Raw genomic sequence first — 23569 nt, forward strand, 5'->3', positions numbered from 1 at the left:
TGTGATTGTGGTTTTGTGGCAGATAGAGATTGGAACGCTTCTATCAATATCAAGCGTGAAGGATTGCGACTGTTAGTATAATCATAAATAGAGCATGGAACAGGCTCGATAGCTAAGTAAATTTCGTACCGTTAGGTGCGATTACCTTAGAAGCCCCCACCTCTAAGCGAAGCGTAGGTAGCGGGTAGTTCACTTGAATTCGTTCCTCGTTATAAAATTTTATATAATCACTTAACAGCTTCCGCCATTTCTCAAGAATCTTAAATTTATAAAGGTAAAGGCACTCCGTTTTTAGATGACTAAAGAAATTCTCAATGTTCGCGTTATCCAAACAATTTCCTTTTCCCCATAAAAAATCCCTCCTAAGTAAACAGTACAACCCTTTCTTTTTTCTGTCTACTATAGAGGGATCATATCAAAAAATGATCAGTCCTTTTCTTATTTCTATCGTTCACTATTTCTTTTTATTCATACTTTGCATCATCTTATTCATTTGATTTAATTGTTTTTGGTTCAAATTTACACCCATTTGTCTAGCCATTTGTTGAATTTGCTTATTATCCATTGACATATTTGTCATCTGTTTACGTAAATAATATACTCCACCAGCAAATCCTGCTACGCCACCTGCAATAAATGTAAGAATAGGGATAACGATATCCATTATTATTTCTCCTTTATTATAATAATCTCTCTACTATCTTAACGGAAAATAGTACTGTTGAATAGTGGCTGATTTTATCCATCTCTATTATTTCGCCAATTCATAGATCGCTTGCGCATAAATCGCTGTTGCTTTCAATAAATCCTCTATTTCGATATATTCATCCTTTTGGTGAGCTGTTTCCACTTTCCCGGGAAATAAGGGACCAAATGCTACACCAACTTGTAATGCTCTAGCATAAGTACCGCCTCCGATAGAAAGAAGCGTGGCTTCCTCCCCTATCTGTTCCTTGTATACTTTTTGCAATGTCTTGACCAAAGAATGATTTTTGTCTACATGGTGCGGTTTAGAATTGTCGATATTGGTAATGGTAATTCCCCATAGTATACCATTCCCTTCTATTTTACGAATCATTTGTTCGTATAGAGTCGTTACAGGATAACGAACATTTAAAGTAATCGTAGCTTTATCCTTTTCCATTTTTAAAATACCAGAGTTTACGGTTAAGGCACCTGTTATTTCATCTTCATAGTTAATCCCTAGTTTTTGCCCGTCATAATCTCGATATAAAACCTGATCTGCCCACTTCATCCAAGGATCAATATGAAGCCATTGCTCGACTCTCATTAGAAAATGAATCAGTTCTAATCCTGCGTTTACCCCTTTATCTGGTTCCATGCCATGGGCAGAAACTCCAGCTAATGTAATGATTAAATTCTCACCATTCAACGATACATCTCCATGATGGGGATATTCCTTTAAAAACTGTTCAAAGGAAGATTGAATTTGTTCAAGTTGCTCTGCCATTCCATGAATCACAACGTTTGCCAGATCTGGAACCATATTAGGTCGTTTGCCTGATACAAAAGATTGAACAAATGCCTTTTGGCTTGTCACTCTTTCTTGATGTTTAGCTTCTAAGGTAATATCAGCAATTCCTTTTTCAGCAATAATGATCGGAAAATCTGCATCGGGAGCAAACCCCATTGCAGGCATTTCTTCTCGTTCAAAATAATAATGAACTCCTCGCCAATGCGATTCTTCGTCTGTTCCAAAAATAATTCTAACTCTTTTATTTAAGTTTAAGTTAAGGTCTTTTACAATTTTTGCAGCGTAAATAGTGGCCATTGTTGGCCCTTTGTCATCAATAGCACCCCTTGCGAAAATTTTACCATCTCTTACTTCTGCAGCATATGGAGGAGTAGTCCAACCATCCCCTTCAGGAACCACATCAACATGACAAAGAATCCCAATGATTTCATTCCCTTGGCCAATTTCTGCGTGGCCAGCATAACCATCAAGATTTTTGACATTCATTCCTGAAGCTTCACATGTATCTAACGCATATTCTAATGCCTCTTTAATTCCTTTTCCAAAAGGAGCATTTTCATTTTTCTCTTCTTCATTTAATACACTTTTGATCTTTAAAAATTCCTGGGTGTCTCTTATCAGATCTTCTTTTCTAAGTTCCACTTCTTTTAACCAATCAATCATCATTTCCATCCCTCACTATCAAACCGATTTTGTTTGCATCTTCAACTGCTTTCGCAAGTTGGTTACGGATATCTTCTAATTTGTCCATATTTTCAGTCTCATTCATATATTGATTTGCTTTTTCAATCAGGTCTTGGTTCTCAGAAATAGCTCCTAGCAAATATATCATTTGAATTAAATTTTGGATTTCGCGATATAAGTTAAAATAAAGCTGAGCTTGAATAATTTCACCACGAATTTCAAACATTTCACTATCCAACTTTGCAGAAGCCACCGCTGCTTGTGTCAACCTCAATTGAATATGTTCAGGTATCTTCCCATCATATTTATAACTGAGGGAATGTTCGATAGTAGCCCAGAAGTTCATTGCCATCGTTCTTAATTGAAATTCAACATAGACCTCGATTGGTCCATTGATTGTAATCACTTCATAGGCTACGATAACATGATAGCTTCGGTATCCGCTTTTTTTAGGATATCGAATGTAATCCTTCTTTTCAACAATTCTCATATCACTACGTTGTTCAATCATTTGTACAACTGTATCAATATCATCGACAAATTGAGAGATAATCCGTATTCCAGCGATATCCCTAATATGTTCTGAAATTTCTTGATCAACCGGCATATTAAGGATCTTTGCTTTACTTAAGATACTGTTTACCGTTTTTACTCGTCCGAAAACAAACTCGATAGGTGAATGTATTTTCCTTTTTCGATATTCTTTTTTTAAATGGATAAATTTAACCACTAATTCGCCAACTGCTTGCTCATAAGGAATAAAAAAATGACTCCATTGTTCTTCATTCACTGAAATTTCCTCCATTATAAAACCTCATATATATCTTTTTCTACATTTACCTTGATTATCCTTTATAAAAACAAGTACGATATTCAAAGAGTAAAGATTGCATTTTTTTCATACCTTATGTATGATTTCATAGGAAGATCTTTGATGTGAAGGTGAGGATTATACATGATAGAAACAAATGAAAAAGAAATTATGCAAGAAATAGATAAAAAAGAGGGTTTTGTGCTTGTCTTGTTTTCTACCCCTTTCTGAGGAAAGTGTGAAATCGCGGAGCGATTTCTAGAAGAAGTTTTACCTCAATTGCCTGAGTTCCCTGCTTTTAAATGCAATGTGAACTTTTCACCAAATATTGTGGAAAAATATCAGGTTTCAGCGGCTCCATCCTTTAAATTATTTGTTGATGGTGAAGTCGTTCAAACCTTATTCGGAATGAGATCACCTGATGATCTTTACTATACGTTAAAAAATTATGTGAAAAAAGAAGAAAACTACGAAGATATTTGGAGTACATTGTTTGCTGAAGCTGAAGAAAATAATGATGAAGAAAAGAAAGATAAAGAATAATATCAAAGAAAAAGCATGTACGTGACAGAGCTACGACATGCTTTTTTCTGAAAAAAATCTCTCCATTCAATCAATATTCCTACCAAGAAACCAAATAAATATAATTTGTAGAACGCATAAAGTGTTGAAAAATTTCCTCCATCTTAACTTTTGTTTTTATAAATCACGATGTACTATTGTCCACGTTAGCCCTGGCTCATTTTATATGTCTATGATTTTTTCCGATGTTGTTGTCTGTGTCTGTTCCAAATCGTTCTGACTTTGTTAAATTTCCTCTTGATTATTCGATTGATTTTGAGTTTCTTTTTCATTAGTTTGTTTAATCCAATCATTTAAGCCAAATTGTCAAACGGGAGGGAAGTTAAAAACAACTTCATTTAATTGATCCATCTCACTTTTCACGAATTCAATTACCCATGTATTTGAAATAATTTTATTTTCTTTATAATTCCTACCTAATACATGACATAACTCTTCAATTATATTAATATTTGGAGTGTTGATTTTCATTTCTCTAATGCTAAAATCACTTAATTGATCTACTACATTAAAATTTCTTTGTAATTCAATTTTGAAAGAAAGTTTCTGATTGGTGTCCAATGATGATAATGAAATAACTTCAAAGCAAACACCTCCATATATTGATAAATCTTCAATGAACTGCTTATGTAGACTCTTTCAGATAACGTCCTGGGTATCCCCAACTCCCTTGAGCTTACAAGGATTTGCTAATGCCTTACCAGACTTGGAAGGCTAATGCAACGACTGACTCGGTTAGTTAAAGGAATGTATCGTTGTTCTACTCACAAATTTCTCCCTCAATAATAAAAAAACCCACAATTAGTTTATTTATTGTGGGTCAATTACAAGATGATTTAGTTCCCTTGCACCATGTATAAATGTTAAAATGACTACTTTATCTTCTAGAATTTTATAAATTAATCTATACCTAAATATAAAAACTTCTCTTATAGTAGGATCTCTTAATTCTGGTACAATACGTCCTCTTTTTGGAAATTCACCTAAACTTCTAGCCTTATCTATTGTGGTATAGTAAAAAGAATGAGCAAAAGCTGGTGAATCTTCATACAGATAAGCAATAATTTTTTCTAAATCACGAGCAGCAGATTCGGACCATACTATTGTTTTAACCATTTTTCTAAACGCTTTTCTACTTCGTCATGAGATATTATATTCCCTTTATCTAAATCATCTAAACCTTCTTTAATTTTCATTTGTACATATAGAGTATACTGTATATCCTCTAATGAAGCATTATCAGGAAGATTATCAATTATTTTCTTCACTTCATCTTTTAACATATAAAACATCTCCTTGAAATTTTAAATAAATTATATCACATTTTTTATCAAGTGAAACTGCTTTAGAAAAAGAACGTTCTCCGACCTTTCACATAACGTTCTCGTATCCCCGACACCTCTGAGCTTACAGGGAATTGCTAATGCCTTGTCACACTTGACAGGCTAACGCAACAACCTACTTGGTTTCATGCATTTTTAAATACTTCAACTTTAGCGTTAGGCATCTTATTCGCCCATAGTCAGGTCGCTGATCAGCCAACGGTCATTGACCTTACACGATATAGTGGTTTGTATCGCCTCTTTCCATCCGCAATATCTCAATCCGGTCAGGCCAATGGCTAGAAACCTCTCTACCAGGTGCACTTTGCGGATCAGCCTGCCATTTTTGCATCAGTTCCGGCGTTACATAATCACTGTAGTTTTCTGCGATGCTTGCAGCAACCAAATCATTGGGAGCCGTGAGGGAAACCATTTGCAGCTTTTTCCCGAATCCTTTCACTAGGGTTTGCACGGCCTGTTCGTCACGTTTATAGTCATTCTTTAACATTTGAATGATTTCGATAAGTTCAGCAAGACTTTCCTGATTCTCAGCAAACTGCCGTACATCACCACCGACAATCCTCTCAGCGTCAGCACGGGTATAGGTGAATTTAAAAGGAGTTGAGGAAAGTAATTTATTATTCCAAGAGCCCATATGAGTGATTTCCTCAGCATTGTTGATCAAACCAAGAAGTAGAATAGAGTTTCTTAAGAACTGTTCCTCGCTTATTTGGACAGAATCATCCTCCAAACTGTAATTGATCTGCACGCCATAGGGAGCTTTAGATGTGAACAGTTCAATCGAATCACGTTTCACTCCTTTCGGCAAGGGCAGAGCATCAATAAGGGCTACAACCTTTGCATTGTCGCCAATATATTGCATTTTATTTTCCAGTAAAGAATTAATGTTATACATAGCCGTGCCGTTCTTACTGGCAAATACCTCTTCGAGTCGTTTTAAGATATCCTTCTGGTTAATAAGATCAAAGCTAAAACTTGGTTTTACGTTGTTATCAATCCAAACCGGAGCGACATGAATGATGTAACGGTACTCCGAAATGCTGTTATTTATATCATCATAATATGAAATCGAATAACGGCTGTTGGATCCACCGCAAGCTTTGCTTAATTCCTTTTTTGGTATGCGCATCTCCTCCACAATTTCCGTTACCTTAGCTATTTCATTTGTATCGGTCAGAATATATTCGTCACCACTGATCTCATCAACAATACGCACCATTGCCGGTACTCTCAGACTGTTTTGGCCTAAAAAAAGAGATTGAGTTTCAGGATGCTCATAAATACTAAATCCTTTAATAGGATTTGAAATCAGAACAACCGCTAAGATTATTACTGCAATAGTTGAAGTAGCAATAACCCAAAATGCTGGCTTTTTATAATTTAAGATGTTTTTTATTCTTGCTATGATATTGCCTTCTCCAAAAGCAAATGGGCTTGGTGAAGGTGTTTTCTTAAATGTTGCTAAGGCAAGTAGAGAGTCGCTGTAGCCAGCGATATTCTCGCTGCCCCTTATTTGCATAACCCGTTCATCACAGGACATTTCCATATCCTTGGTCATAAGGGAGAAGCTCAGCCACATAAGAGGATTAAACCAATGGATTACAAGCGCGAGATAAGCAATTGGCTTGGTCAGATAATCAAGCCGTTTAATATGGGTTTGCTCATGGCACAGGATATATCCTCGCTCCTGCTCTGTAAGGCTTAGTGGCAGATAAATTTTTGGTTTCACCATTCCGAAGACAAAAGGACTGCGAATTAGATCCGTTTCTTAAATATTACTCGTAACAAATGTAACCATACTGATTTGCTTTTTCAGACGTAGGTAAGAGGTCATGGCAGATATGAGTAAAACGGCTATACCTATAAGCCAAATTAGTGTCCCAAGAGTAATCCAAACTTGCATCGGGTTTACGCTTGCTACAGGGATCGCAGTCGGCAACGAGGCGTTTATAGCTGCATTCACGCTGTCAACCCCCGTATTTACTGTAGGTACCTCCATCTTGCCGATATCCTGCATGATGTACTGCGTTGAAGAAGCATCGGTTTGTACGGGCTGGATGAGTCCTAAAAGGCTAAACGACGAGGAAAAACTGAAAGGGAAAATCAGCCGAAATAACACAACACTCCAGAGGGCATAGGAAAACACTTTTGGAGCCTTTTTCAGCAGCAAACGGGCGATCATCACGGCAATAGCCACATAGCTTGCCGTAATGCTCATATTAAGTGTGGAAATAAAGACATCTTCCAAAAAGCTCATTTTTGACCCTCCTTATGGAGATCTATCAGCCGTTTCATCTCCTCGGCTTCATCATCAGAAAGGGTTTTATCATTTAGAAATGCCGCGATAAATTTAGGTAGCGAGCCGCCAAATGATTTTTCAACGACAACCTCGCTTTCATATTTTTGAACCTGCTCACGCTTAATAATAGAAGAAACGATGAAATTCTCATTCTTAAGTATTCCACGGTCACTCAATTTGCGGAGTACGGTGTAGGTTGTGGTTCTTTTCCAACCCAATTTTTCCTGACACAGTTCTATAAGCCTTCGGGTCGTTAGTGGTTCTTCATCCCATACAATACACATAAACTTAAACTCTGCGTCAAACAGCTTATATTGTTCCATATTTTCAATGCCCCCTTCGTTTGTCTATTCCAGTAGACAATATTAATCTATTGAAATAGACAAACTTTGTCAATAGAACAGGGAACATGACATCCATTTTGATATTTACCAGGTGTACACACTCACCGGCTATACGGACATGGGAATATTTTGCGGAAATATATATCAGTTACTTACAAATATATACGTTTCTGTATTCCTCATCTGGATGGTCGATTCTGTTAAAATTAGTATCTGTTATACTGATTTCTTCAAAGCCAACTTCTCTAAGAAGATTGATTACTTCAGTTGATGAAAAAGCAATTTCTGTAAATGTGTCTTCAAAACTATCAAATAGCCCATTTTCTTCTTTAAAAAATACCGTAAATGAAGCAGTAGAGATTCCTTTATCTTCATAATGAATAGCTTTTTGGATCATATAATTTCCTTTACTGTCTTTATTAATCTGAATACTATTCCAACGTTCCTTTAAAGCTTTCTGTGTATTACAATCAAATATGAACATTCCATTATTATTTAAATGATTTTTAACTTGGGTAAAAGTTTGTTTCCATTCATCTATTGTAAGAAGGTGGTTTATTGCATCATAAGTACAGGTAATAAGATCGTATTTCTTATTCAAATTAAAATTCCTCATATCCTCATGATAGAAATTTATATCTACGTTTTTCGATTTTGCGTTTTCTCTTGCAAATTCTAGCATATCTATTGAAAAATCAAGTCCTTCTGAGAGAAGACCTTCTGTAACAGCTTTGATAGATAGTACTCCTGTACCACAAGCAATATCAAGGTGATTAGATGGATGGAAATTTTCCTGTTTAAAATAATTTTCCATTTGATCCCACAATTTAAGAGGAAACTGACTCCAACCGAGACGATCATAAAATTTAGCTATTTTCTCATACAAGGTTATTCACCTCTTCAATATATTTCCGATAAAATCCCGTAAATTCACAAAGCCCGGTTATTTCTTTCGTTGTCTGACCGTGTTTTCAATAAATTATTAATCATTTTTCGTTTTCTTAAAATCCTGTTTACGAATTGCGCCTCGTTGTTTTCTCATTTCAAATAAAAGTTCAGTAAACCAGTAATCTATAAAATTGCCCTCTCTTACTAATTGTAATATAACATCCTTGCTTGCCCATTTAACCTTTTGAACTTCTTCATATTGCAGTGTCAATGATTCAATATCTATTTCTCGTTCAACTAGATAATAATCATCAAAACCTTCTTCAAAATTTATAGCAAAAAATGGTCGCTCATTTGACAAATCAATTCTATAACCTATTTCCTCAAACGTTTCTCTCTCAGCTGCTTCTATACTTGAATGATCCATTTTGATGTTTCACTAGTAGAATGGATACGAGATCAGAGACTCGAAAAAATCGTACATTTTTCCCATTCTTACAGGCTTCTATACCAGTAGCGATGGCTAAATGGGTTTTTCCAGTTCCCACACTTCCAAGCATCATGATGTTCTCATTACGTTCCATAAATACCAAGTCTTTTAATTCTTCAAATGATAAAGAATCATTAAACGTTGTTGCTGCTGAGCCTAGTTCATAATCCTCGAATGTCTTCTGTTGGCTGAATCCTGCCTTTTTAATTAATCTGTTAATCTTTGCTGATGCTCGTGCTTGAATCTCCGACTGTAATAATGTTAACAAATATTCTTCCTTAGATTCATAATTCAACTTTGAATACACCTTTGGAATATGCCCTAATCTTAACTGTTTACAGCACTGTTGTATCAATTGATGGCTCATGGGGTTACACCCTCTTTCGACAGTTGGTCATATACATCCAGGTCTGGGTCATAATTTTTAAATATGTTCGGTGTATAATCCTCCTCTATACTTTCCATGGTGGAAACAGGGTGTGTAATTTGATACAAGGTGTGATATAAAACTCCTTCTTGATCTTGCTGGTATACTGATGTTCTCTCAATCGCTTGTGAGATTTGATTGACGCTATAACCCCCATCTATCTATTTAATTAGCCATCCAATCCGTGACTTTCTTTTGTTAAGGTCGGAGATATTCACATAGATTTGTACCGTTGGAGGTAACTGTGAATAAATCCAAGCATAAGTAGCTGCTTTTGGTTTCTTATGTATAATTCAGCTTTCCAATCAATCTCATGCTCCTTAAACGAGTAAGGACGCATAAATTCTCCTAAAATTTTATAATGTTGATCCATCACCTCAACATAATCCCAGTGAATCTTTAATAGCACAGACTCATTTGAACGTCCTCTAGCCACTGGATATTTCTCTCCTTCAAATTCTACTCTACCGTATTTATCTAACACAGAAGATTCTAAGCGGTAGACATCAAAGGGTTTATTCGGAAGGTATAGAAGCTTGGCTTTTTCTTCTTCAAATAAGACATGAATAGGTTGCTTTTTCTCATAATGAATCTCTTGTAAGTATTTTTCAGCTTTCTCCTTCATCTGTTCGTTAATGTCTTCCCAGGTTGTAAGGGTAGGAAGAGGAACCATCCAGTTTCGACGTGTATATCCCACTTTGTTTTCTACGTTTCCCTTTTCATGCCCCTTTCCAGCATTGCAAAATTCATATTGAAATCCATAGTGCATTGCAAACTGTGTAAACTTTTCTGTTGTTTTGCGATCTCTGTAATTCTCTATTTTCACGACGGCTGCAGAGAGATTGTCAAACCATATTTTCCTTGGAACTCCCCCAACAAGCTGCATTAATTGCTGTAATCCAGTTAGAAAGCTTTCTATGTTTTCACTAGGTAATAACCAAATATACGCGGCATTACTGTATGGGAAAGACATGGCTAAGTATTTTATTTGAATGAGTTTTTGGTTATGATTTACCTCTGCTGTACCATAATCGACCTGAGCTTCACCACCAGGATGTTGAAGATCTATAAATTTATCTGTAGTTTTAGTTAACTCTTTCTTTTTCTTTGCAACGTATGCAGTAACGGTACGTATTCCTCCTGTAAAGCCATATTCATCAACTAAACGCTGATAAACTCGGATTTGTGTATGTCTTTGTTTTTTAGGTTTTCTCAAGTCCTCCTCTAACCATGTGTCAATAATCTCTATATAGTCTCCTAAGATTGGATAACGTTTTTTTCTTTCTTTCAAATCTAAGTTCCAATCATCTTTATCTGCATATTTCTTAGCTGTTCTCCAATTAATATTCATTTGTTTAGCAATACTATTAATTGCTAAGTCTTCTCGTTCCCTCAAGTGTTTGATATAATTTTGTTGAGCCATTGCTAGCATCCTTTCTGTTTCCCCCTCATGAAAATATTAGCTGTGTTTCCATGAAAGAGGTTAATAGATTTTGGGATGACTGGCAAGGCTTTTTATTTAGCAGCTTGCTTATGTATTTTTAGGCTGCCATTCTCTGTACTTTTATTTTGCCATAAACAAATGACATATTTATAAACCGACCATATTCCATAAGGTTCTTTTTTTATAGGTCTATCCATAAATAAATGAATGATTTTATCCTTTGTTTTAACGATAATATATACTTCTTCATCCTTTCTATATTTCTCTATTTTATTCAGCTCATAAGGTTTATCCATCTTTAATTCATAAACAATGAATTCATACGCAACATTCTCGGGATCAAGATTCCCCACTTTAAGTCCTTCATCTACCTCTTTTTAAAGTTTTTTAAGTTCCTCTAAATTACGATTGACTTTTATCCACGTTAGCCCTGGCTCATTTTATATGTCTATGATTTTTTCCGATGTTGTTGTCTGTGTCTGTTCCAAATCGTTCTGACTTTGTTGAATTTCCTCTTGATTATTCGATTGATTTTGAGTTTCTTTTTCATTAGTTTGTTTAATCCAATCATTTAAGCCAAATTGTCAAACGGGATCAAAATTAAAATCCCGTTTAGAACAAGCAAGAAATCCAATTAAAAGACAAAATCTAATAAAGATTTCTGTCACATTTATTTCAGATTGATTGTTTGAACTTTATATCCCTCGTCAGTTTTTACTACAACCATTTCGATTTTTTTTTGATTATATTCGGCTTGGTTATTTTCCATAATAGGTTCTATTACTACAATCGTTCTACTTCTAAACGATTTGATGCCCTTAGTGTAATCTTTTAATTTTTCATAAATCTGTTTTTTTTCTTCAGAAGGCAATCCTTCATTAAAATATTTTTCAAACTCGGTATACTTAAACGGTTCCTGAATAGATCTCATGATTAACCAAGCAGCATCTCCTGGTTCTTTATTTGAAAGTTTTGGTGAACAGGAAGTCAATAACAATAGAAGAAGAATAGTAATAAAACCAAGGTGTTTTTTCACGATTTTACCTCCCCTAAAAAAAGTTATGCTTAAATAATAGCATAACCTTTAGAAAGTTATTATTAGTTTTGCATTGGATAAGGTGTTCCTTGTTGGACCCAATCTTCTTCTAGGACTACTTCACCACCAAACGAATTATCATAAATTATTCTTTTTTGCTCAAATCCATTCACAGCCATATTAGCTAAGGCAATATCATCATGGAAATTCTCCATATATACCCATTGAAGAGGTAAATAACCATCTGTTCTGTAATAAGAAGTATATTGAAGCTCTCCTTCTTCAGGCGAGTGTAATCTATATGTCCAATAATTTTCTTTTTGATATGAATTGGCTGAATATACCCACTTCGCACCATCGTAGAAATAAACTTTTTTATCATGTCCTACTGAATCGGTTATTGCATCTGCTGTTCCTATAGTATTACTGACCCAAGCATCACGTACATTTTGATAAGTAAACATTGCAATAGGGTTTGACTTTCTAAATCCAGTTAAAACATCAAAATATTTTACAAAAGTTTTTGCCATTAATTGTTCTTTGTACCCTGTTTGGGTTGAAAATACATCACCATCATCCGGCCCAATTGAATAAATATGCTCTATTTTAATATCACCATATTCTGGTTGAAAACTATTAATAGAAACACTGTCTTCATAAGATAAATGATTTGAACGATTTTTCTTTAAATCTATCCAGAACTCTTTTGCTTCGGTAGTATTTTTTAATGCGGGATGGTAGTATTCCTCATATCTTTCTAGTACAATTTTTTCTTTTAATTCGCCCTTATGCTTTTTTCTCAAAAGAGTCATGTACTGATTACTTATCAATTTTACTAATGTCTTTTCATCATATTTTGTTAAGGATTCAATAATGTTAGAAACATGACTGTTATTATCTTCTTTTGCAATACTATAAGGTGAAAAGACCGTACCAAATAAAGCTAATAAACCAAGAATTATTAGTATCCTTTTCATATCTTTTTAATACTCCTCTAAAATTCCATAAAAATTTGAAAATCGCTCTAATACTTTGTTATTCTTAAGTTTGATTCTATTTATTCCTGCTTAATACTAATTTAAAATTTAATTCATAACGATCTACCCCCTCTCTTTTTTCACTTTTTAAAATTTATCTTTCTACCTAATAGACGAACCATTTTATAAAACGGTTCGATTTTTTATCAAAATTTTCTTATAAATGAAAAAATAATACAAAAGTCCTATATCATAACAGATTTACTTAATATTGTTGAGTAAGCCACAAATCTAGAAGCCTTATTTTTCCTTCTTTAAAATATTGGGAAGCTTGAATACTAGCTTCTGAATAAGTACTTCCCTCACCATACGTCGTCTTTTTTGATGCATTTCCATCTGTTGGAATTGAACTATCAGCAATAACTGACGGCGAAAAAAGAACACCCACCATTAAAATAAAAGTTAAACCCATTAATCCTAACATGCTAAACTTCCTCATTTTATTCCCTCCATATTGTTTGATTTTTGCGCAAATAAACTAGTTAAATAGATTTGCCTTTCTACCTAATAGACGAATCATTTTAAAAAAACGATGCGCTTTTTTTAAATAATTTTCTTAACATTATGAAAATTGGTACCAAAGTCCTTATATTTCTACAAATGATCTTTCGTTTTACCATATCAACATTTGCTAATCTACGTTATAATAGTTAAAAATTGCCTAAGTTTAGGAGGTGAATTCCTTGGCTCAAGAATATTTTTTGAATGTAAAAAAGAATGACCCCTTCAAAGAAGAGATTTTTGAAAAATATTATTATAAGGTTTACTCAACAGCCTATTACATCACAAAAGATGAATTCATTGCTCAAGATGTCACACAAGAAACCTTTATTAAAGCCTTTAATCAATTTCATACTTTAAAAGACCTTAACAAGGTTGGTCCTTGGTTAGGGAGCATCACGACAAGAACAGCAATTGATTTTCTAAGAAAAATAAAAAAATGGAACGATTTTACGATTAATGACGTCTATATAGATAGAAACCCGTCTAATCCACTAATTTCTCCTGTTGAAAAAATACTTGAAGATCAATACCTAAGAAAACTAATCCAAGAACAAGCATCAAAATTAAAACCTGATTACAGGGAACTATTAATATTAAAATATGACTATGGTCTCAAAGATGAAGAGATTGCGGAAAAATTACACCAAAGTCTAGGAACAGTAAAATCCAAGATTCACCGAGCGAAACAAAAATTAATAGAAAATGTTCGAAAGCAAATGAAAGGAAAAGGAAGTGAATTAGGATGACCGATCAAAAAAATGTTAATTTTGATCAATTGATGAAAGAAGTCATTCTTGAGGAAATCGAAAAATGTCCACCTCCACGATTGTCAAAGGAAGAAGCATGGGAAGCGATTCAGAAGAAATTAAGAGAAAATAACAATCCATGGAAAAGATTTTTTCGATCGAAGAAAAAGTCATTGTATACTTCTTCTCTTATTCTTATTCTACTACTTACAGCTATACTAATCCCACAAAACGGTTCAGCATTTAGTAAAGTAACAGAAATCTTTTTTAAGGTGAAAGGGCCAGTAACCCAATTGTTTACAAGGGTCAGTAGTCAAACAGATCAAAAAGGTAAAAATCCCCCTCCTGATTCGGATCAATTTTCTGTTGTTGAAGGTTCCGAAATTGTGAGTGTTCAAATGAGTCTAGAAGAAGCCAAAAATAATACTGCTTTCCCTATTAAAATACCAAAACAAGTTCCTAGTGAATTTAATTTAATGAATGTAACCGTATTGCAACAGCAAAATGAAAAGAGTGATAACATCTATCTTCATTTTAGGAGTGATACAAGAAGTTTTTCAATTAACGAAATGACGATTGGTGACGGATTTGGCTCAGGTTCGATTGTGGATACTGATGATACAAAAGTGGAAAAAGTGTTATGGTATGATCGAGAAGCTTCATTATTAACATTTAAAAATGGAATTGTGAAACTTTTCTGGGTGGATCAAAATCTTTATTATTCGATTGAAGGCCAATTAACAAAAGAAGAAATCATCCAAATTGCAAAGTCCTTATAAACAGAAGGCGGAAAGATTTTTCCTTCCACCTTTTTTTATATCACTATTTGCTCTGCAATTGTTCGACTAATTTTCTTCTTAATAGTTTTTTTGCAGCGTTTCGAGGGAGTTCGTCTACAAATGTAAAGGAGACGGGAACTTTATATTTTGCAAGTCTTTCTTTACAAAACGAGATCAATTCTGCTTCCGTAACCTCTTGTCCTTCTTTTACTTTCACAAAGGCCACAGGGATTTGTCCCCATTTTGGATCAGATTGACCCACCACTCCAGCTTCTTCAATGGCTGGGTGTTCTAAGATGACCGATTCCACTTCGGCTGGGTAGATATTTTCTCCACCCGATATGATTAAGTCCTTTCTCCGGTCAAGAACAAAGAGGAATCCATCTTGATCAAGATAACCTATATCACCAGTACGTAACCAACCATCATAGATTACTTCGTTTGTCGCTTGTTCATTTCCAAAATAGCCTTTTGTTACATTAAACCCTTTTACAACGATTTCCCCTGCTTCTCCTGCCTTCATTTCCCGATCTCCATCTACAATTTTTATTTGTGATGGGAATAAGGGTTTACCGGCTGAACCCAATTTATCCAACATATACTCTGGTGCAAGGGTAACGATCTGCGAAGCGGTCTCTGTCATTCCATAGGTTTGAAACACAGGAATCGCTAACTGTTTACTTTTGGCAAGTAATGGTTGAGGGATCGACCCGCCTCCTAAAAGGACACAGCGAAGGGACTCCGGATAAGAGGAGTCACCTAAATCCTCGATCATCTGAGAAAGCATGGTACTCACCACGGAAATAAGAGTCACTCGATCTTCTTTTATCGATTGATTCACCTTTTTCGCATCAAACTTTTTATGTAATACGACAGCAATCCCATAGACCACACTTCGAACCAAAATGGATAAACCACTGACATGGAAAAATGGTAGACAAGCTAACCAGCGATCATTCACATCTAATCCTAAATTTAGTGCAGAGCCAATTGCGCTCCACCAATGGTTACCATAGGTTAACATAACTCCCTTTGGTTTTCCTGTAGTACCCGATGTATACAAGATGGTAAAAGTCTGGTTTAAATCAATCTCAGTTTGAATGGCACCTTCAATTAGTTTGGTACGATAAAGTTCTTCTACACGAACTACTGATAATCCCTTACCATTTGGTTCTGGAACTTGCTCCGCATATTCTTGATCAAAAAGTAAATAGTCTACTTTTGCATCTTGCAATTGATAAGCAATTTCTTGTCTGCTTAATCTTGTGTTTAAGGGAATCACCACTGCACCCACATAGGTTAAAGCATGAATGATTTCAACCGTATACAGGTCGTTATTTAGCAAGAAGGCCACATGGTCTCCTTTTTTCATGCCTAAACCATACATGCGATAAGCGAGCATTCGTACATTTTGGTGCAATTCAGAAAAGGTCCATGTCTGGCCTTCGATCTGTAATGCGATACGATTAGGGGTAAGCTCAGCTCTTTTATAAAGCCAATTCAACATCTTCTCTTCCATCTTCCTTGGCCTCACTTAATGGCTTATGGAAAACGTGGGAATTGCTTAAAGTCTGGATTTCTTTTTTCTTTAAAAGCATCGCGACCTTCTTTTGCTTCATCGGTCGTGTAGTAAAGAAGGGTTGCATCCCCAGCCAATTGCTGTATTCCAGCTAATCCATCTGTATCAGCATTAAAGGCTGCCTTTAAGAAGCGAAGAGCAGTTGGAGATTTTTCTAGCATTTCTTCACACCATTTAACCGTCTCTTCCTCTAGCTTTTCAAGAGGTACAACTGTGTTGACCAAACCCATTTCTAAAGCCTCTTGAGCGTTATATTGGCGACATAAGAACCAGATTTCTTTTGCTTTTTTGTGACCAACAATTCGAGCTAGATAGCCTGCACCATAACCAGCATCAAAGCTACCTACTTTAGGTCCTGTTTGTCCGAAGATGGCATTATCTGCGGCAATCGTTAAGTCACAAACAACATGTAACACATGGCCACCTCCAATTGCATATCCAGCAACCATTGCAACCACAGGTTTTGGAATGACACGGATCAAACGCTGCAAGTCAAGCACATTTAAACGAGGGATTTGATCATCACCTACATAACCACCATGACCACGTACCTTTTGGTCACCACCTGAACAGAATGCTTGATCACCTGCTCCTGTTAAAATGATGACACCGATTTTGGAATCATCCCTGGCATAGGCAAAGGCATCGATCATCTCCATCACTGTTTTTGGACGAAATGCATTTCGCACTTCAGGACGGTTGATCGTAATTTTTGCAATTCCATTGTATGTCTCATACAGAATGTCTTCATATTCCCTTTCTTTTACCCACTCAATAACCATTATAATAATCCTCCTTTGTTTTATGTAATGCCAAATGATTCTTTAAAATATTGATATATTGAGCTGGTTGTTCAAGATGAACGGTATGACCAGCATGTTCAACAATAATATGTTTGCTATCCCTCAATCGATTAGCCATTTGCTGCCCAATTCGGCAAAACTTCTCATCCTTTTCTCCCGTTATGATTAGAACGGGGAGCTCAAACTGTGATAAATGATCCCACCATGACGGTTGTTGACCTGTCCCCATTCCGCGAAGACTATTTGCAAGGCCTAGAGGATTATTTTTTAGCCGATTAAAACGAATTCGTTGTTGAACTTCTTTTGGCAATTGTTTTTGCGTTGAGAAAAGTGGGATATTTCCCCAATAATCTACAAAAGCCTCAATCCCTTTCTCTTCGATAAAATCAGCTAAAATCCTATCCTTGTTTCTTCTCTCCTCTCTTTCCTCCTTTGAGTCAATTCCTGGAGATGCACTTTCTAAGATTAAAGAAAAAACGCGATCAGGATACTTGATGGCAAATGTTAATGCCAATCTTCCCCCCATAGAATAACCTAAAAGATGTGTTTTTTCTACGTTTAGCTGATTTAATAACTGATGCAAATCATCGCTAATCTGTTCAATATCATAGTGATTTGGATCACTAGGGCTATCTGATTGCCCATGGCCTAAAATATCTACCAGCACCAGTTGATAGAAAGGACTTAGAGCTTGAATCAAAGGTTCCCAGTTTTCCATTGACCCAGTAAATCCATGAAGGAGCATCAAGGTAGGACCTTGTCCAACCACCTTAACATGATAGTAAATCTGGTTAACCTCGATTCTCATCCTGATCAACCTGCACTTTCCATTTTGAAATCTTTTCAGATAAAGAATGCCAAAGCTTCCGATGAAGTTGCTCATTTTCCTGACGATTCGTAAGGATTTCGATAACATCAAGCCCTACGGTTGAGAGACTTTGATTTACGGCTAGACGGAATTCTTGCCAATCCTTGATTCGCTTATAACGTCCGCCATACATCTTCACCACATGTTCAAATTCCAAATCTAGTGGCGTACCAAACAACAATTCAAAATGCTTCTCTTGTTTGGATTGCGGTAAAAAGGAGAAAATTCCTCCACCATTATTGTTAATTAAGACAATGGTTGCATTTAATTGATGCAGCTTAGCAGCTAGCAATCCATTTAGATCATGATAAAAGGATAGATCGCCAATCACTAAAACTAAAGGAGAACCTGACACAGTTGCTCCTAATGCACTAGAGACAACCCCATCGATTCCATTGGCTCCTCGATTAGCCATCGTTCGTAGTGGCTTATCCGTGTTAGCCAAAAAGGTATCCAAATCTCTAACAGGCATACTATTTCCAACAAAGAGAATTGCATGTTCTGGAAGAAGCTGCTGTAGTTCAATGACGACCTGTCCCTCAAATAAGGATTCCATCTTACCAAAGGTTTGCATATGGGACTGACTGATTTCATTTAATTGCTTCCATTTTGTCCCCCATAATGAAGGTTCTTTTTGTTTTTCTAGATACTCAGCAAGCGAGTAACTAAAACGGATTGGATCTGCATAAATCATTTTGGATGCCATCAGGGTTGGTTCTCGCCAGCCTTGATCTTGGTCAATAATGATTTGACGTGCCTCTGAATGGTGTTGTATATACTGTAACAATGCTTTTGAAATCGGCATTGCCCCAAAACGGAGAATCAACTCTGGTTTAAAGCTCGTTTTTACTTCGTCATTGCGTAAAAAGGAATCATAGCTATCGATCACCCATTGCTTGCTATGGCTCCCCGTGCGAAGAGGTGACAATGGATCAGCTAAAATTGGAAACTGAAGCTTATCTGCTAATCGTGTAAGAGCTTGACTAAGTTCAAGGTGATCTTCAGGACCACAAATAATCAAACCATTCTCAACTTCCTGCAGCTCTTCTGCTAGAAGCTTAAGTTCATCACTGCTTAGTTCTAGATTCCCTTTCGTCACTTTTATGTATGGTTTCCCTTCACTTCTACCCTTTTCCCATAAATTTTGTAAATCTAAGTTGGGAACAAGAGGTTCACGCAAAGGAAAATTAAGATGAACAACTCCCGCTGGCCCATTTGCCGCCATTGCTACTGCTCTTCCAGCCATCGTACGAACATAATGTAACATAGAGAACGTGCTCTCCGGTAAGGCCATGTCAACAAACCATTTTGCATATTTTCCATATAAATGAATTTGATCAATCGCCTGAGGAGCCCCTACATCCCTTAATTCATGAGGACGGTCTGCCGTTAAAACAAGTAAAGGAATTCTAGATTGATATGCTTCAACAATAGCTGGCAAATAGTTCGCAGTTGCAGTCCCAGATGTACTAAGTAGTACGATAGGTTTTCTCATTTCTTTTGCCATCCCTAAAGCAAAGAAACCTGCAGATCGTTCATCAGCATGCATCCATACTTTAATCTTAGGGTGCTCTGCCATCAGGATGGCTAATGGTGTAGACCTTGATCCTGGGCTAACCACGACATCACAAATACCTAATCTTGCCAGTTCATCAACAAAAGATGCGAGATAATAGGTCATTGCCTCGTTACTCATTTATTTTACCCCCAATTGCCGTTAACATTGGTTTAAATTTGATCATTGTTTCCTCATATTCACTTTCTGCAATTGAATCCTCAACGATTCCACACCCAGCAAACAATGAAGCCAAATGATGATAAATCATTCCAGAACGAATGGCCACTACAAATTCACCATTTCCCTGCCTATCTAACCAACCAACAGGAGCACCATACCAACCCCGATCTAGAATCTCTTCTTTTCGAATCAATTCCATTGCTTGTTCTCTAGGGTACCCACCTAATGCAGGGGTAGGATGCAATCGCTCGACCATGTCTAAGATTGAAGTGGAATCACTATATCCGACAATAGGGGTATATAGATGTTGAACATCTTTTAATTTATATAATATGGGTTCAGATGGAGTCACTACCTTACTACACCCTTCTTCCATTGCAGATCGAATCATTTGTACCACAAGATCATGTTCATAGCGATTTTTACGATCATGTAGTAGTTGTTGGCCTAATTCTACATCTTGTTCAATGGTTTTTCCACGACGGATGGTTCCTGCTAAGCAAGTGGTTAAGAGTTGATTCCCTTCTTTTTTCACCAATCTTTCAGGTGAAGCACCAATAAAACATTTTTCTCCATTCTCTATCGCAAAAATATAGCTTGCCGGTTGCTGTTCGCGTAAACGATAAAGGATATCTTCTGCTAGAATTGTATCGGTTGCTTGAAGCTGAAGTTCACGGGCTAAAACGACTTTCTCTAAGCGGCCTTGTTGAATCTGATGAGTAGCCTTCCTTACAGAATGTATCCATGATTCAGGTTCAACCTCTTGGATCATTGTCTTGTAAGACTGATCTTTTTCACAATCCAAGCTTTCTTCTTTCTCTTTTAGTAACGTGTTTAATTCATTCTCTAGCTTCATTGCAGTTTGCTCGGGATCATCATTTTCAGCAACTTGAAGATTGATAGTTAACCAGCTATCTCCTCTTAAATGGGTTAACATAAAGGCAGGTAAAAACATCATTCCATCTTTAAATTCTTGCCATAAACTTGATTTAGGTTTGTAAGGATCAAAAGAAAAACCACCAAGCAAAAGAGGGCCTGTTCCTATTACGCTACCCTCAGACTCATCATTTAATATGATCTGATCTAACAATTTCGTCCATTTTTCCTTTACAGTTTGAAAGCGCATCTCTTTTTCTGCTTCGATTACATAGATATTTCCAACCCCAACAATAGACATCTCACCTGATGGGTCTGACCAAAAAAGTCGTTGTCCAAAAAATAACTCTGCTCCATTTCTAAAAAAATGTAATGGATCTATGGGTTCAATTTTTTTAACGTAAGATATAATGAAGGCTCTTCCCGTTTGTTGTGAATTCTTAATTCCATCATAAATCCATTTGGGATATATATTTTTGTTGGTTGTGATCATAAGAATCCTCCATTACTAAAAAAATGAATGGACGTTCATTTCTTCTATTATTATATATGTAATTGATCTCATTGAAAAGGATTGACTTCAACAAGTAGATAAATGATAAACTTAAAGATATCATTTGAAATGTCTTACATCTAACTGGAGGTCTTAACGATGGATCTTATCCAACATACCATTCATGCAGCATTAGGGATTGAAATTGTAAAATTAGAACAAGACCAAGTGGTTTTAAGTATGCCTGTTGGTCCTAATACAAGACAACCCATGGGTTACCTTCACGGTGGTGCTTCTGTCGTTCTTGCTGAATCAGCTGCAAGTATTGGAACAATGCTCAATATCAATCAAGAAACGGAAGCTGCATTTGGGATTGAGATCAATGCGAATCATCTTCGTAGTAAAAAAGACGGAATTGTTTATGCAACAGCAACCCCTGTACATAAAGGAAAGACCATGATGGTTTGGCAGATCGATATTACAGATGAAGAAAATAAAAAAGTTTGTGTTTCCCGATGCACTGTGGCCATCGTCGCTAAAAGATAATCCTTATCCCATATTTATGATTTTATTTTCTCTATCTATCTTTTTTTCAACATGTTACACTATAATTATAGTGATAACATTTAAAATAATGAGGTGAAATTTGATGAAATACCGCCAGTTACCAGGAAACGATTTTAAAGTGTCTGAAGTAGGGTTTGGGGTCTGGACTGTTGCTACCAAATGGTGGGGTGTGACAGATGAAGAATTGGGAAAGAAACTTTTACGTTCTGCTTATGAAGATTACGGAATCAATTTCTTCGATACAGCGGATGTTTATGGGAATGGACGTGGTGAAACGATCATCGCTGAAGCATTAAAGGATAAACGCCATAACTTATTTTTTGCAACAAAAGGTGGTTATGATATTTATACCAACCGCGGTGAGAGAACTGGACACTCTGAATTGCCTCAAGATTGGCGCCCTGAATCAATGCGTCGTTCACTAGAAGAAAGTCTAAAACGACTACAAACAGACTACATTGACCTTTATCAATTACATAATGCAAGAATGAGTACGATTCAAAGTGACCTTGTTCTGGAAACACTAGAACGATTTAAAGAAGAAGGTAAAATTCGCTTTTATGGTGTTGCCTTAGGCCCTGATATTGGTTGGAAAGATGAAGGACTTGCCGCAATTGAAAAATATGATGTGGTTCATGTGATCAATAATATTCTAGAACAAGATCCTGCAAGAGACTTTTTCCCTTATGCAGATCAACATCAAACTTCCCTTATTGTTAGGGTTCCACATGCCTCAGGTCTGTTAGATGGTACTTATGATCCTGACAAACATTTTGATAAAAGCGATCATCGTAATCATCGCCCAATAGAATGGATGAAAGCAGGATTAGATGTTGTACGAGAGCTTAAGCCTTTGTATCAAGAAAAAGATCGTACGATTGGCCAGTTGGCTATTCTTTTTTCCTTAGCTAGACCTTCTGTGAAATCGGTCTTCCCTAACATTACTAATGAAGAGAATTTAAAGGAGTTTTCCGAGAGTTCAGATAAACAACCTCTCACTCAAGAGGAAATGGATAGAATTGAATCCCTATGGGTCAATGGCTATGCAGAAAGATTGGCTCAACCATTTGCCAACAGCAAAAACAAACCCGCTAAACTTGTTGAAGAATAATAGAATACAAATATACCCACCAAAAAGGTGGGTTTTATTTTATATCATAATTGTCATCAAATCTTTACATTTTTATTGGATTTGTACAACAAAGAAAAGCTAAAATCAAATATACTTTTTTATAGAAATAAAAAAAAGCAGGGAGAGTAGATGATGGAACAAAAATTCTTTGTCACTTGCCTAATGGTGAAAAATGGAGAAATCCTCATGCTTCAGAAGGAAAAAGGCCGCCATATCGGTTCTTGGCTTTTTCCTGGGGGAGAAATCAAAGATCATGAAAGCCCATTAGATACGGTAAAAAGAGAGATTCTGCGAGATACAGGTCTAAGCTTAAACAACCTAGAATTAAGGGGAATTGTTCACTTTATGATGCAGCCAAATCCTGAAGATGATGTTCTAGCAAAAACAACATTGTATGTATTTTATTCAGAGGATTTCTCTGGAGAACAAACCGCTTCAAATAAAGGAAAACTAGAATGGATCCCTTTAGACGAGATTTGGGATCGACCAGTAGGCAGAAATGATAAACTGTTTGTCCCGCCAATGCTAGAAAAACAACAAGTAACTTTTGCTAGATTTTATCATAATCGAGATAAAACGCTTGTACGTTATCTCATTGATTAAT

Annotated in this window: 27 protein-coding genes and 1 pseudogene; 6 read left to right on the top strand and 22 right to left on the bottom strand. The window is 36.1% G+C overall.

Going from position 1 to position 23569, the window contains the following annotated elements:
• Positions 1 to 112 precede the first annotated feature (112 nt).
• The 4 genes from TEPIDINF_RS07790 to TEPIDINF_RS07805 form a co-directional block, all read right to left on the bottom strand.
• Positions 113 to 379 carry an IS3 family transposase gene (locus TEPIDINF_RS07790; protein WP_421691705.1) on the bottom strand — a complete coding sequence of 89 codons (267 nt, stop codon included), beginning with the start codon at positions 377 to 379 and terminating at the stop codon, positions 113 to 115.
• Positions 380 to 454: 75 nt separating this feature from the next.
• Positions 455 to 664, bottom strand: coding sequence for a YneF family protein (locus TEPIDINF_RS07795; protein WP_068725434.1), 210 nt, complete (start codon positions 662 to 664; stop codon positions 455 to 457).
• An 87-nt stretch (positions 665 to 751) separates the two neighbouring features.
• The gene (pepV, locus tag TEPIDINF_RS07800) at positions 752 to 2161 is read right to left on the bottom strand and encodes a dipeptidase PepV (RefSeq protein WP_421691706.1); all 1410 of its coding nucleotides are present in this window, start codon (positions 2159 to 2161) and stop codon (positions 752 to 754) included.
• Entirely contained in the window at positions 2151 to 2984 is an 834-nt protein-coding gene (locus tag TEPIDINF_RS07805; RefSeq protein ID WP_421691707.1) for a GTP pyrophosphokinase, read from the bottom strand. The genes pepV and TEPIDINF_RS07805 overlap by 11 nt, the downstream gene beginning before the upstream one ends.
• A gap of 249 nt (positions 2985 to 3233) precedes the next feature.
• On the opposite strand from TEPIDINF_RS07805, the gene TEPIDINF_RS07810 reads away from it, so the two are divergent.
• Positions 3234 to 3533, top strand: a complete 300-nt coding sequence (locus TEPIDINF_RS07810) for a thioredoxin family protein (protein WP_082732456.1) — start codon at positions 3234 to 3236, stop codon at positions 3531 to 3533.
• A gap of 849 nt (positions 3534 to 4382) precedes the next feature.
• Here TEPIDINF_RS07810 and TEPIDINF_RS07815 read toward each other — a convergent pair.
• The 13 genes and pseudogenes from TEPIDINF_RS07815 to TEPIDINF_RS07875 all read right to left on the bottom strand — a co-directional run bounded on the left by TEPIDINF_RS07815 (position 4383) and on the right by TEPIDINF_RS07875 (position 13319).
• Positions 4383 to 4688 (bottom strand): type II toxin-antitoxin system RelE/ParE family toxin, encoded by a 306-nt coding sequence (locus TEPIDINF_RS07815; protein WP_068725442.1) that lies wholly within the window; start codon positions 4686 to 4688, stop codon positions 4383 to 4385.
• Positions 4673 to 4855: a hypothetical protein gene (locus TEPIDINF_RS07820; protein ID WP_068725444.1), complete on the bottom strand. Its 183-nt coding sequence runs from the start codon at positions 4853 to 4855 to the stop codon at positions 4673 to 4675. Before TEPIDINF_RS07820 ends, TEPIDINF_RS07815 begins: the two co-directional genes overlap by 16 nt.
• Before the next feature lie 271 nt (positions 4856 to 5126).
• Complete coding sequence (locus tag TEPIDINF_RS07825; protein WP_321164181.1) at positions 5127 to 6134, bottom strand: DUF4825 domain-containing protein; 1008 nt, start codon at positions 6132 to 6134, stop codon at positions 5127 to 5129.
• A 177-nt stretch (positions 6135 to 6311) separates the two neighbouring features.
• Positions 6312 to 7172: pseudogene (locus TEPIDINF_RS07830) on the bottom strand (M56 family metallopeptidase); the annotation flags it as partial.
• Positions 7169 to 7537, bottom strand: coding sequence for a BlaI/MecI/CopY family transcriptional regulator (locus tag TEPIDINF_RS07835; protein ID WP_068725451.1), 369 nt, complete (start codon positions 7535 to 7537; stop codon positions 7169 to 7171). The gene TEPIDINF_RS07835 and the pseudogene TEPIDINF_RS07830, both read right to left, overlap by 4 nt.
• Before the next feature lie 169 nt (positions 7538 to 7706).
• Entirely contained in the window at positions 7707 to 8444 is a 738-nt protein-coding gene (locus TEPIDINF_RS07840) for a class I SAM-dependent DNA methyltransferase (RefSeq protein WP_068725454.1), read from the bottom strand.
• A 96-nt stretch (positions 8445 to 8540) separates the two neighbouring features.
• Positions 8541 to 8873 (bottom strand): NUDIX hydrolase, encoded by a 333-nt coding sequence (locus TEPIDINF_RS07845; RefSeq protein WP_201024171.1) that lies wholly within the window; start codon positions 8871 to 8873, stop codon positions 8541 to 8543.
• Complete coding sequence (locus tag TEPIDINF_RS07850; RefSeq protein ID WP_068725456.1) at positions 8845 to 9303, bottom strand: ATP-binding protein; 459 nt, start codon at positions 9301 to 9303, stop codon at positions 8845 to 8847. Before TEPIDINF_RS07850 ends, TEPIDINF_RS07845 begins: the two co-directional genes overlap by 29 nt.
• A 274-nt stretch (positions 9304 to 9577) precedes the next feature.
• Complete coding sequence (istA, locus tag TEPIDINF_RS07855) at positions 9578 to 10795, bottom strand: IS21 family transposase (protein ID WP_068725458.1); 1218 nt, start codon at positions 10793 to 10795, stop codon at positions 9578 to 9580.
• Positions 10796 to 10878: 83 nt separating this feature from the next.
• Entirely contained in the window at positions 10879 to 11160 is a 282-nt protein-coding gene (locus tag TEPIDINF_RS07860) for a hypothetical protein (protein ID WP_068725460.1), read from the bottom strand.
• Positions 11161 to 11477: 317 nt separating this feature from the next.
• Positions 11478 to 11843, bottom strand: coding sequence for a hypothetical protein (locus TEPIDINF_RS07865; protein ID WP_069799469.1), 366 nt, complete (start codon positions 11841 to 11843; stop codon positions 11478 to 11480).
• A 62-nt stretch (positions 11844 to 11905) separates the two neighbouring features.
• The gene (locus TEPIDINF_RS07870) at positions 11906 to 12820 is read right to left on the bottom strand and encodes a hypothetical protein (RefSeq protein ID WP_068725462.1); all 915 of its coding nucleotides are present in this window, start codon (positions 12818 to 12820) and stop codon (positions 11906 to 11908) included.
• 265 nt (positions 12821 to 13085) lie between these two features.
• Positions 13086 to 13319 (bottom strand): hypothetical protein, encoded by a 234-nt coding sequence (locus TEPIDINF_RS07875; RefSeq protein ID WP_068725464.1) that lies wholly within the window; start codon positions 13317 to 13319, stop codon positions 13086 to 13088.
• A 244-nt stretch (positions 13320 to 13563) separates the two neighbouring features.
• Here TEPIDINF_RS07875 and TEPIDINF_RS07880 point away from each other — a divergent pair, with 244 nt between their 5' ends.
• Both TEPIDINF_RS07880 and TEPIDINF_RS07885 read left to right on the top strand, forming a co-directional pair.
• Positions 13564 to 14130 (top strand): RNA polymerase sigma factor, encoded by a 567-nt coding sequence (locus TEPIDINF_RS07880; protein ID WP_068725466.1) that lies wholly within the window; start codon positions 13564 to 13566, stop codon positions 14128 to 14130.
• The gene (locus TEPIDINF_RS07885) at positions 14127 to 14909 is read left to right on the top strand and encodes a DUF4367 domain-containing protein (protein WP_068725468.1); all 783 of its coding nucleotides are present in this window, start codon (positions 14127 to 14129) and stop codon (positions 14907 to 14909) included. The genes TEPIDINF_RS07880 and TEPIDINF_RS07885 overlap by 4 nt, the downstream gene beginning before the upstream one ends.
• Positions 14910 to 14952: 43 nt before the next feature.
• On the opposite strand, the gene TEPIDINF_RS07890 is transcribed toward TEPIDINF_RS07885, so the two are convergent.
• Genes TEPIDINF_RS07890 through TEPIDINF_RS07910 form a run of 5 tightly spaced genes read right to left on the bottom strand, consistent with a single transcriptional unit; the run spans position 14953 to position 21266 of the window.
• A complete protein-coding gene (locus TEPIDINF_RS07890; protein ID WP_068725471.1) occupies positions 14953 to 16428 on the bottom strand; it encodes an o-succinylbenzoate--CoA ligase in 1476 nt (491 codons plus the stop codon).
• A 23-nt stretch (positions 16429 to 16451) separates the two neighbouring features.
• Positions 16452 to 17270 carry a 1,4-dihydroxy-2-naphthoyl-CoA synthase gene (gene menB / locus TEPIDINF_RS07895; RefSeq protein WP_069799479.1) on the bottom strand — a complete coding sequence of 273 codons (819 nt, stop codon included), beginning with the start codon at positions 17268 to 17270 and terminating at the stop codon, positions 16452 to 16454.
• Complete coding sequence (menH, locus tag TEPIDINF_RS07900; RefSeq protein ID WP_421691708.1) at positions 17260 to 18099, bottom strand: 2-succinyl-6-hydroxy-2,4-cyclohexadiene-1-carboxylate synthase; 840 nt, start codon at positions 18097 to 18099, stop codon at positions 17260 to 17262. The genes menB and menH overlap by 11 nt, the downstream gene beginning before the upstream one ends.
• Positions 18083 to 19855 (bottom strand): 2-succinyl-5-enolpyruvyl-6-hydroxy-3-cyclohexene-1-carboxylic-acid synthase, encoded by a 1773-nt coding sequence (gene menD, locus TEPIDINF_RS07905; RefSeq protein ID WP_068725477.1) that lies wholly within the window; start codon positions 19853 to 19855, stop codon positions 18083 to 18085. The genes menH and menD overlap by 17 nt, the downstream gene beginning before the upstream one ends.
• Positions 19848 to 21266: an isochorismate synthase gene (locus TEPIDINF_RS07910; RefSeq protein WP_421691709.1), complete on the bottom strand. Its 1419-nt coding sequence runs from the start codon at positions 21264 to 21266 to the stop codon at positions 19848 to 19850. Before TEPIDINF_RS07910 ends, menD begins: the two co-directional genes overlap by 8 nt.
• A gap of 159 nt (positions 21267 to 21425) precedes the next feature.
• Here TEPIDINF_RS07910 and TEPIDINF_RS07915 point away from each other — a divergent pair, with 159 nt between their 5' ends.
• From TEPIDINF_RS07915 to TEPIDINF_RS07925, 3 genes are all read left to right on the top strand, one after another.
• Positions 21426 to 21812 (top strand): PaaI family thioesterase, encoded by a 387-nt coding sequence (locus TEPIDINF_RS07915; protein ID WP_068725481.1) that lies wholly within the window; start codon positions 21426 to 21428, stop codon positions 21810 to 21812.
• A 103-nt stretch (positions 21813 to 21915) separates the two neighbouring features.
• The gene (locus TEPIDINF_RS07920; protein ID WP_068725482.1) at positions 21916 to 22944 is read left to right on the top strand and encodes an aldo/keto reductase; all 1029 of its coding nucleotides are present in this window, start codon (positions 21916 to 21918) and stop codon (positions 22942 to 22944) included.
• Between the two features lie 150 nt (positions 22945 to 23094).
• The gene (locus tag TEPIDINF_RS07925) at positions 23095 to 23568 is read left to right on the top strand and encodes an NUDIX hydrolase (protein ID WP_082732458.1); all 474 of its coding nucleotides are present in this window, start codon (positions 23095 to 23097) and stop codon (positions 23566 to 23568) included.
• Position 23569 lies beyond the last annotated feature (1 nt).

Origin of the sequence: Tepidibacillus infernus, assembly GCF_048898065.1 — a bacterium.
GTDB classification, from domain to species: Bacteria; Bacillota; Bacilli; order Tepidibacillales; family Tepidibacillaceae; genus Tepidibacillus_B; species Tepidibacillus_B infernus.

Excerpts from the sequence above, each read along its gene's own strand:
- TEPIDINF_RS07795 (WP_068725434.1), bottom strand. The coding sequence starts at position 664 with ATGGATATCGTTATCCCTATTCTTACATTTATTGCAGGTGGCGTAGCA.
- pepV (WP_421691706.1), bottom strand. The coding sequence starts at position 2,161 with ATGATGATTGATTGGTTAAAAGAAGTGGAACTTAGAAAAGAAGATCTG.
- TEPIDINF_RS07805 (WP_421691707.1), bottom strand. The coding sequence starts at position 2,984 with ATGGAGGAAATTTCAGTGAATGAAGAACAATGGAGTCATTTTTTTATT.
- TEPIDINF_RS07815 (WP_068725442.1), bottom strand. The coding sequence starts at position 4,688 with ATGGTTAAAACAATAGTATGGTCCGAATCTGCTGCTCGTGATTTAGAA.
- TEPIDINF_RS07820 (WP_068725444.1), bottom strand. The coding sequence starts at position 4,855 with ATGTTAAAAGATGAAGTGAAGAAAATAATTGATAATCTTCCTGATAAT.
- TEPIDINF_RS07825 (WP_321164181.1), bottom strand. The coding sequence starts at position 6,134 with ATGGTGCGTATTGTTGATGAGATCAGTGGTGACGAATATATTCTGACC.
- TEPIDINF_RS07835 (WP_068725451.1), bottom strand. The coding sequence starts at position 7,537 with ATGGAACAATATAAGCTGTTTGACGCAGAGTTTAAGTTTATGTGTATT.
- TEPIDINF_RS07845 (WP_201024171.1), bottom strand. The coding sequence starts at position 8,873 with ATGGATCATTCAAGTATAGAAGCAGCTGAGAGAGAAACGTTTGAGGAA.
- TEPIDINF_RS07850 (WP_068725456.1), bottom strand. The coding sequence starts at position 9,303 with ATGAGCCATCAATTGATACAACAGTGCTGTAAACAGTTAAGATTAGGG.
- istA (WP_068725458.1), bottom strand. The coding sequence starts at position 10,795 with ATGCTAGCAATGGCTCAACAAAATTATATCAAACACTTGAGGGAACGA.
- TEPIDINF_RS07870 (WP_068725462.1), bottom strand. The coding sequence starts at position 12,820 with ATGAAAAGGATACTAATAATTCTTGGTTTATTAGCTTTATTTGGTACG.
- TEPIDINF_RS07875 (WP_068725464.1), bottom strand. The coding sequence starts at position 13,319 with ATGAGGAAGTTTAGCATGTTAGGATTAATGGGTTTAACTTTTATTTTA.
- TEPIDINF_RS07885 (WP_068725468.1), top strand. The coding sequence starts at position 14,127 with ATGACCGATCAAAAAAATGTTAATTTTGATCAATTGATGAAAGAAGTC.
- TEPIDINF_RS07890 (WP_068725471.1), bottom strand. The coding sequence starts at position 16,428 with ATGGAAGAGAAGATGTTGAATTGGCTTTATAAAAGAGCTGAGCTTACC.
- menB (WP_069799479.1), bottom strand. The coding sequence starts at position 17,270 with ATGGTTATTGAGTGGGTAAAAGAAAGGGAATATGAAGACATTCTGTAT.
- menH (WP_421691708.1), bottom strand. The coding sequence starts at position 18,099 with ATGAGAATCGAGGTTAACCAGATTTACTATCATGTTAAGGTGGTTGGA.
- menD (WP_068725477.1), bottom strand. The coding sequence starts at position 19,855 with ATGAGTAACGAGGCAATGACCTATTATCTCGCATCTTTTGTTGATGAA.
- TEPIDINF_RS07910 (WP_421691709.1), bottom strand. The coding sequence starts at position 21,266 with ATGATCACAACCAACAAAAATATATATCCCAAATGGATTTATGATGGA.
- TEPIDINF_RS07915 (WP_068725481.1), top strand. The coding sequence starts at position 21,426 with ATGGATCTTATCCAACATACCATTCATGCAGCATTAGGGATTGAAATT.
- TEPIDINF_RS07920 (WP_068725482.1), top strand. The coding sequence starts at position 21,916 with ATGAAATACCGCCAGTTACCAGGAAACGATTTTAAAGTGTCTGAAGTA.
- TEPIDINF_RS07925 (WP_082732458.1), top strand. The coding sequence starts at position 23,095 with ATGATGGAACAAAAATTCTTTGTCACTTGCCTAATGGTGAAAAATGGA.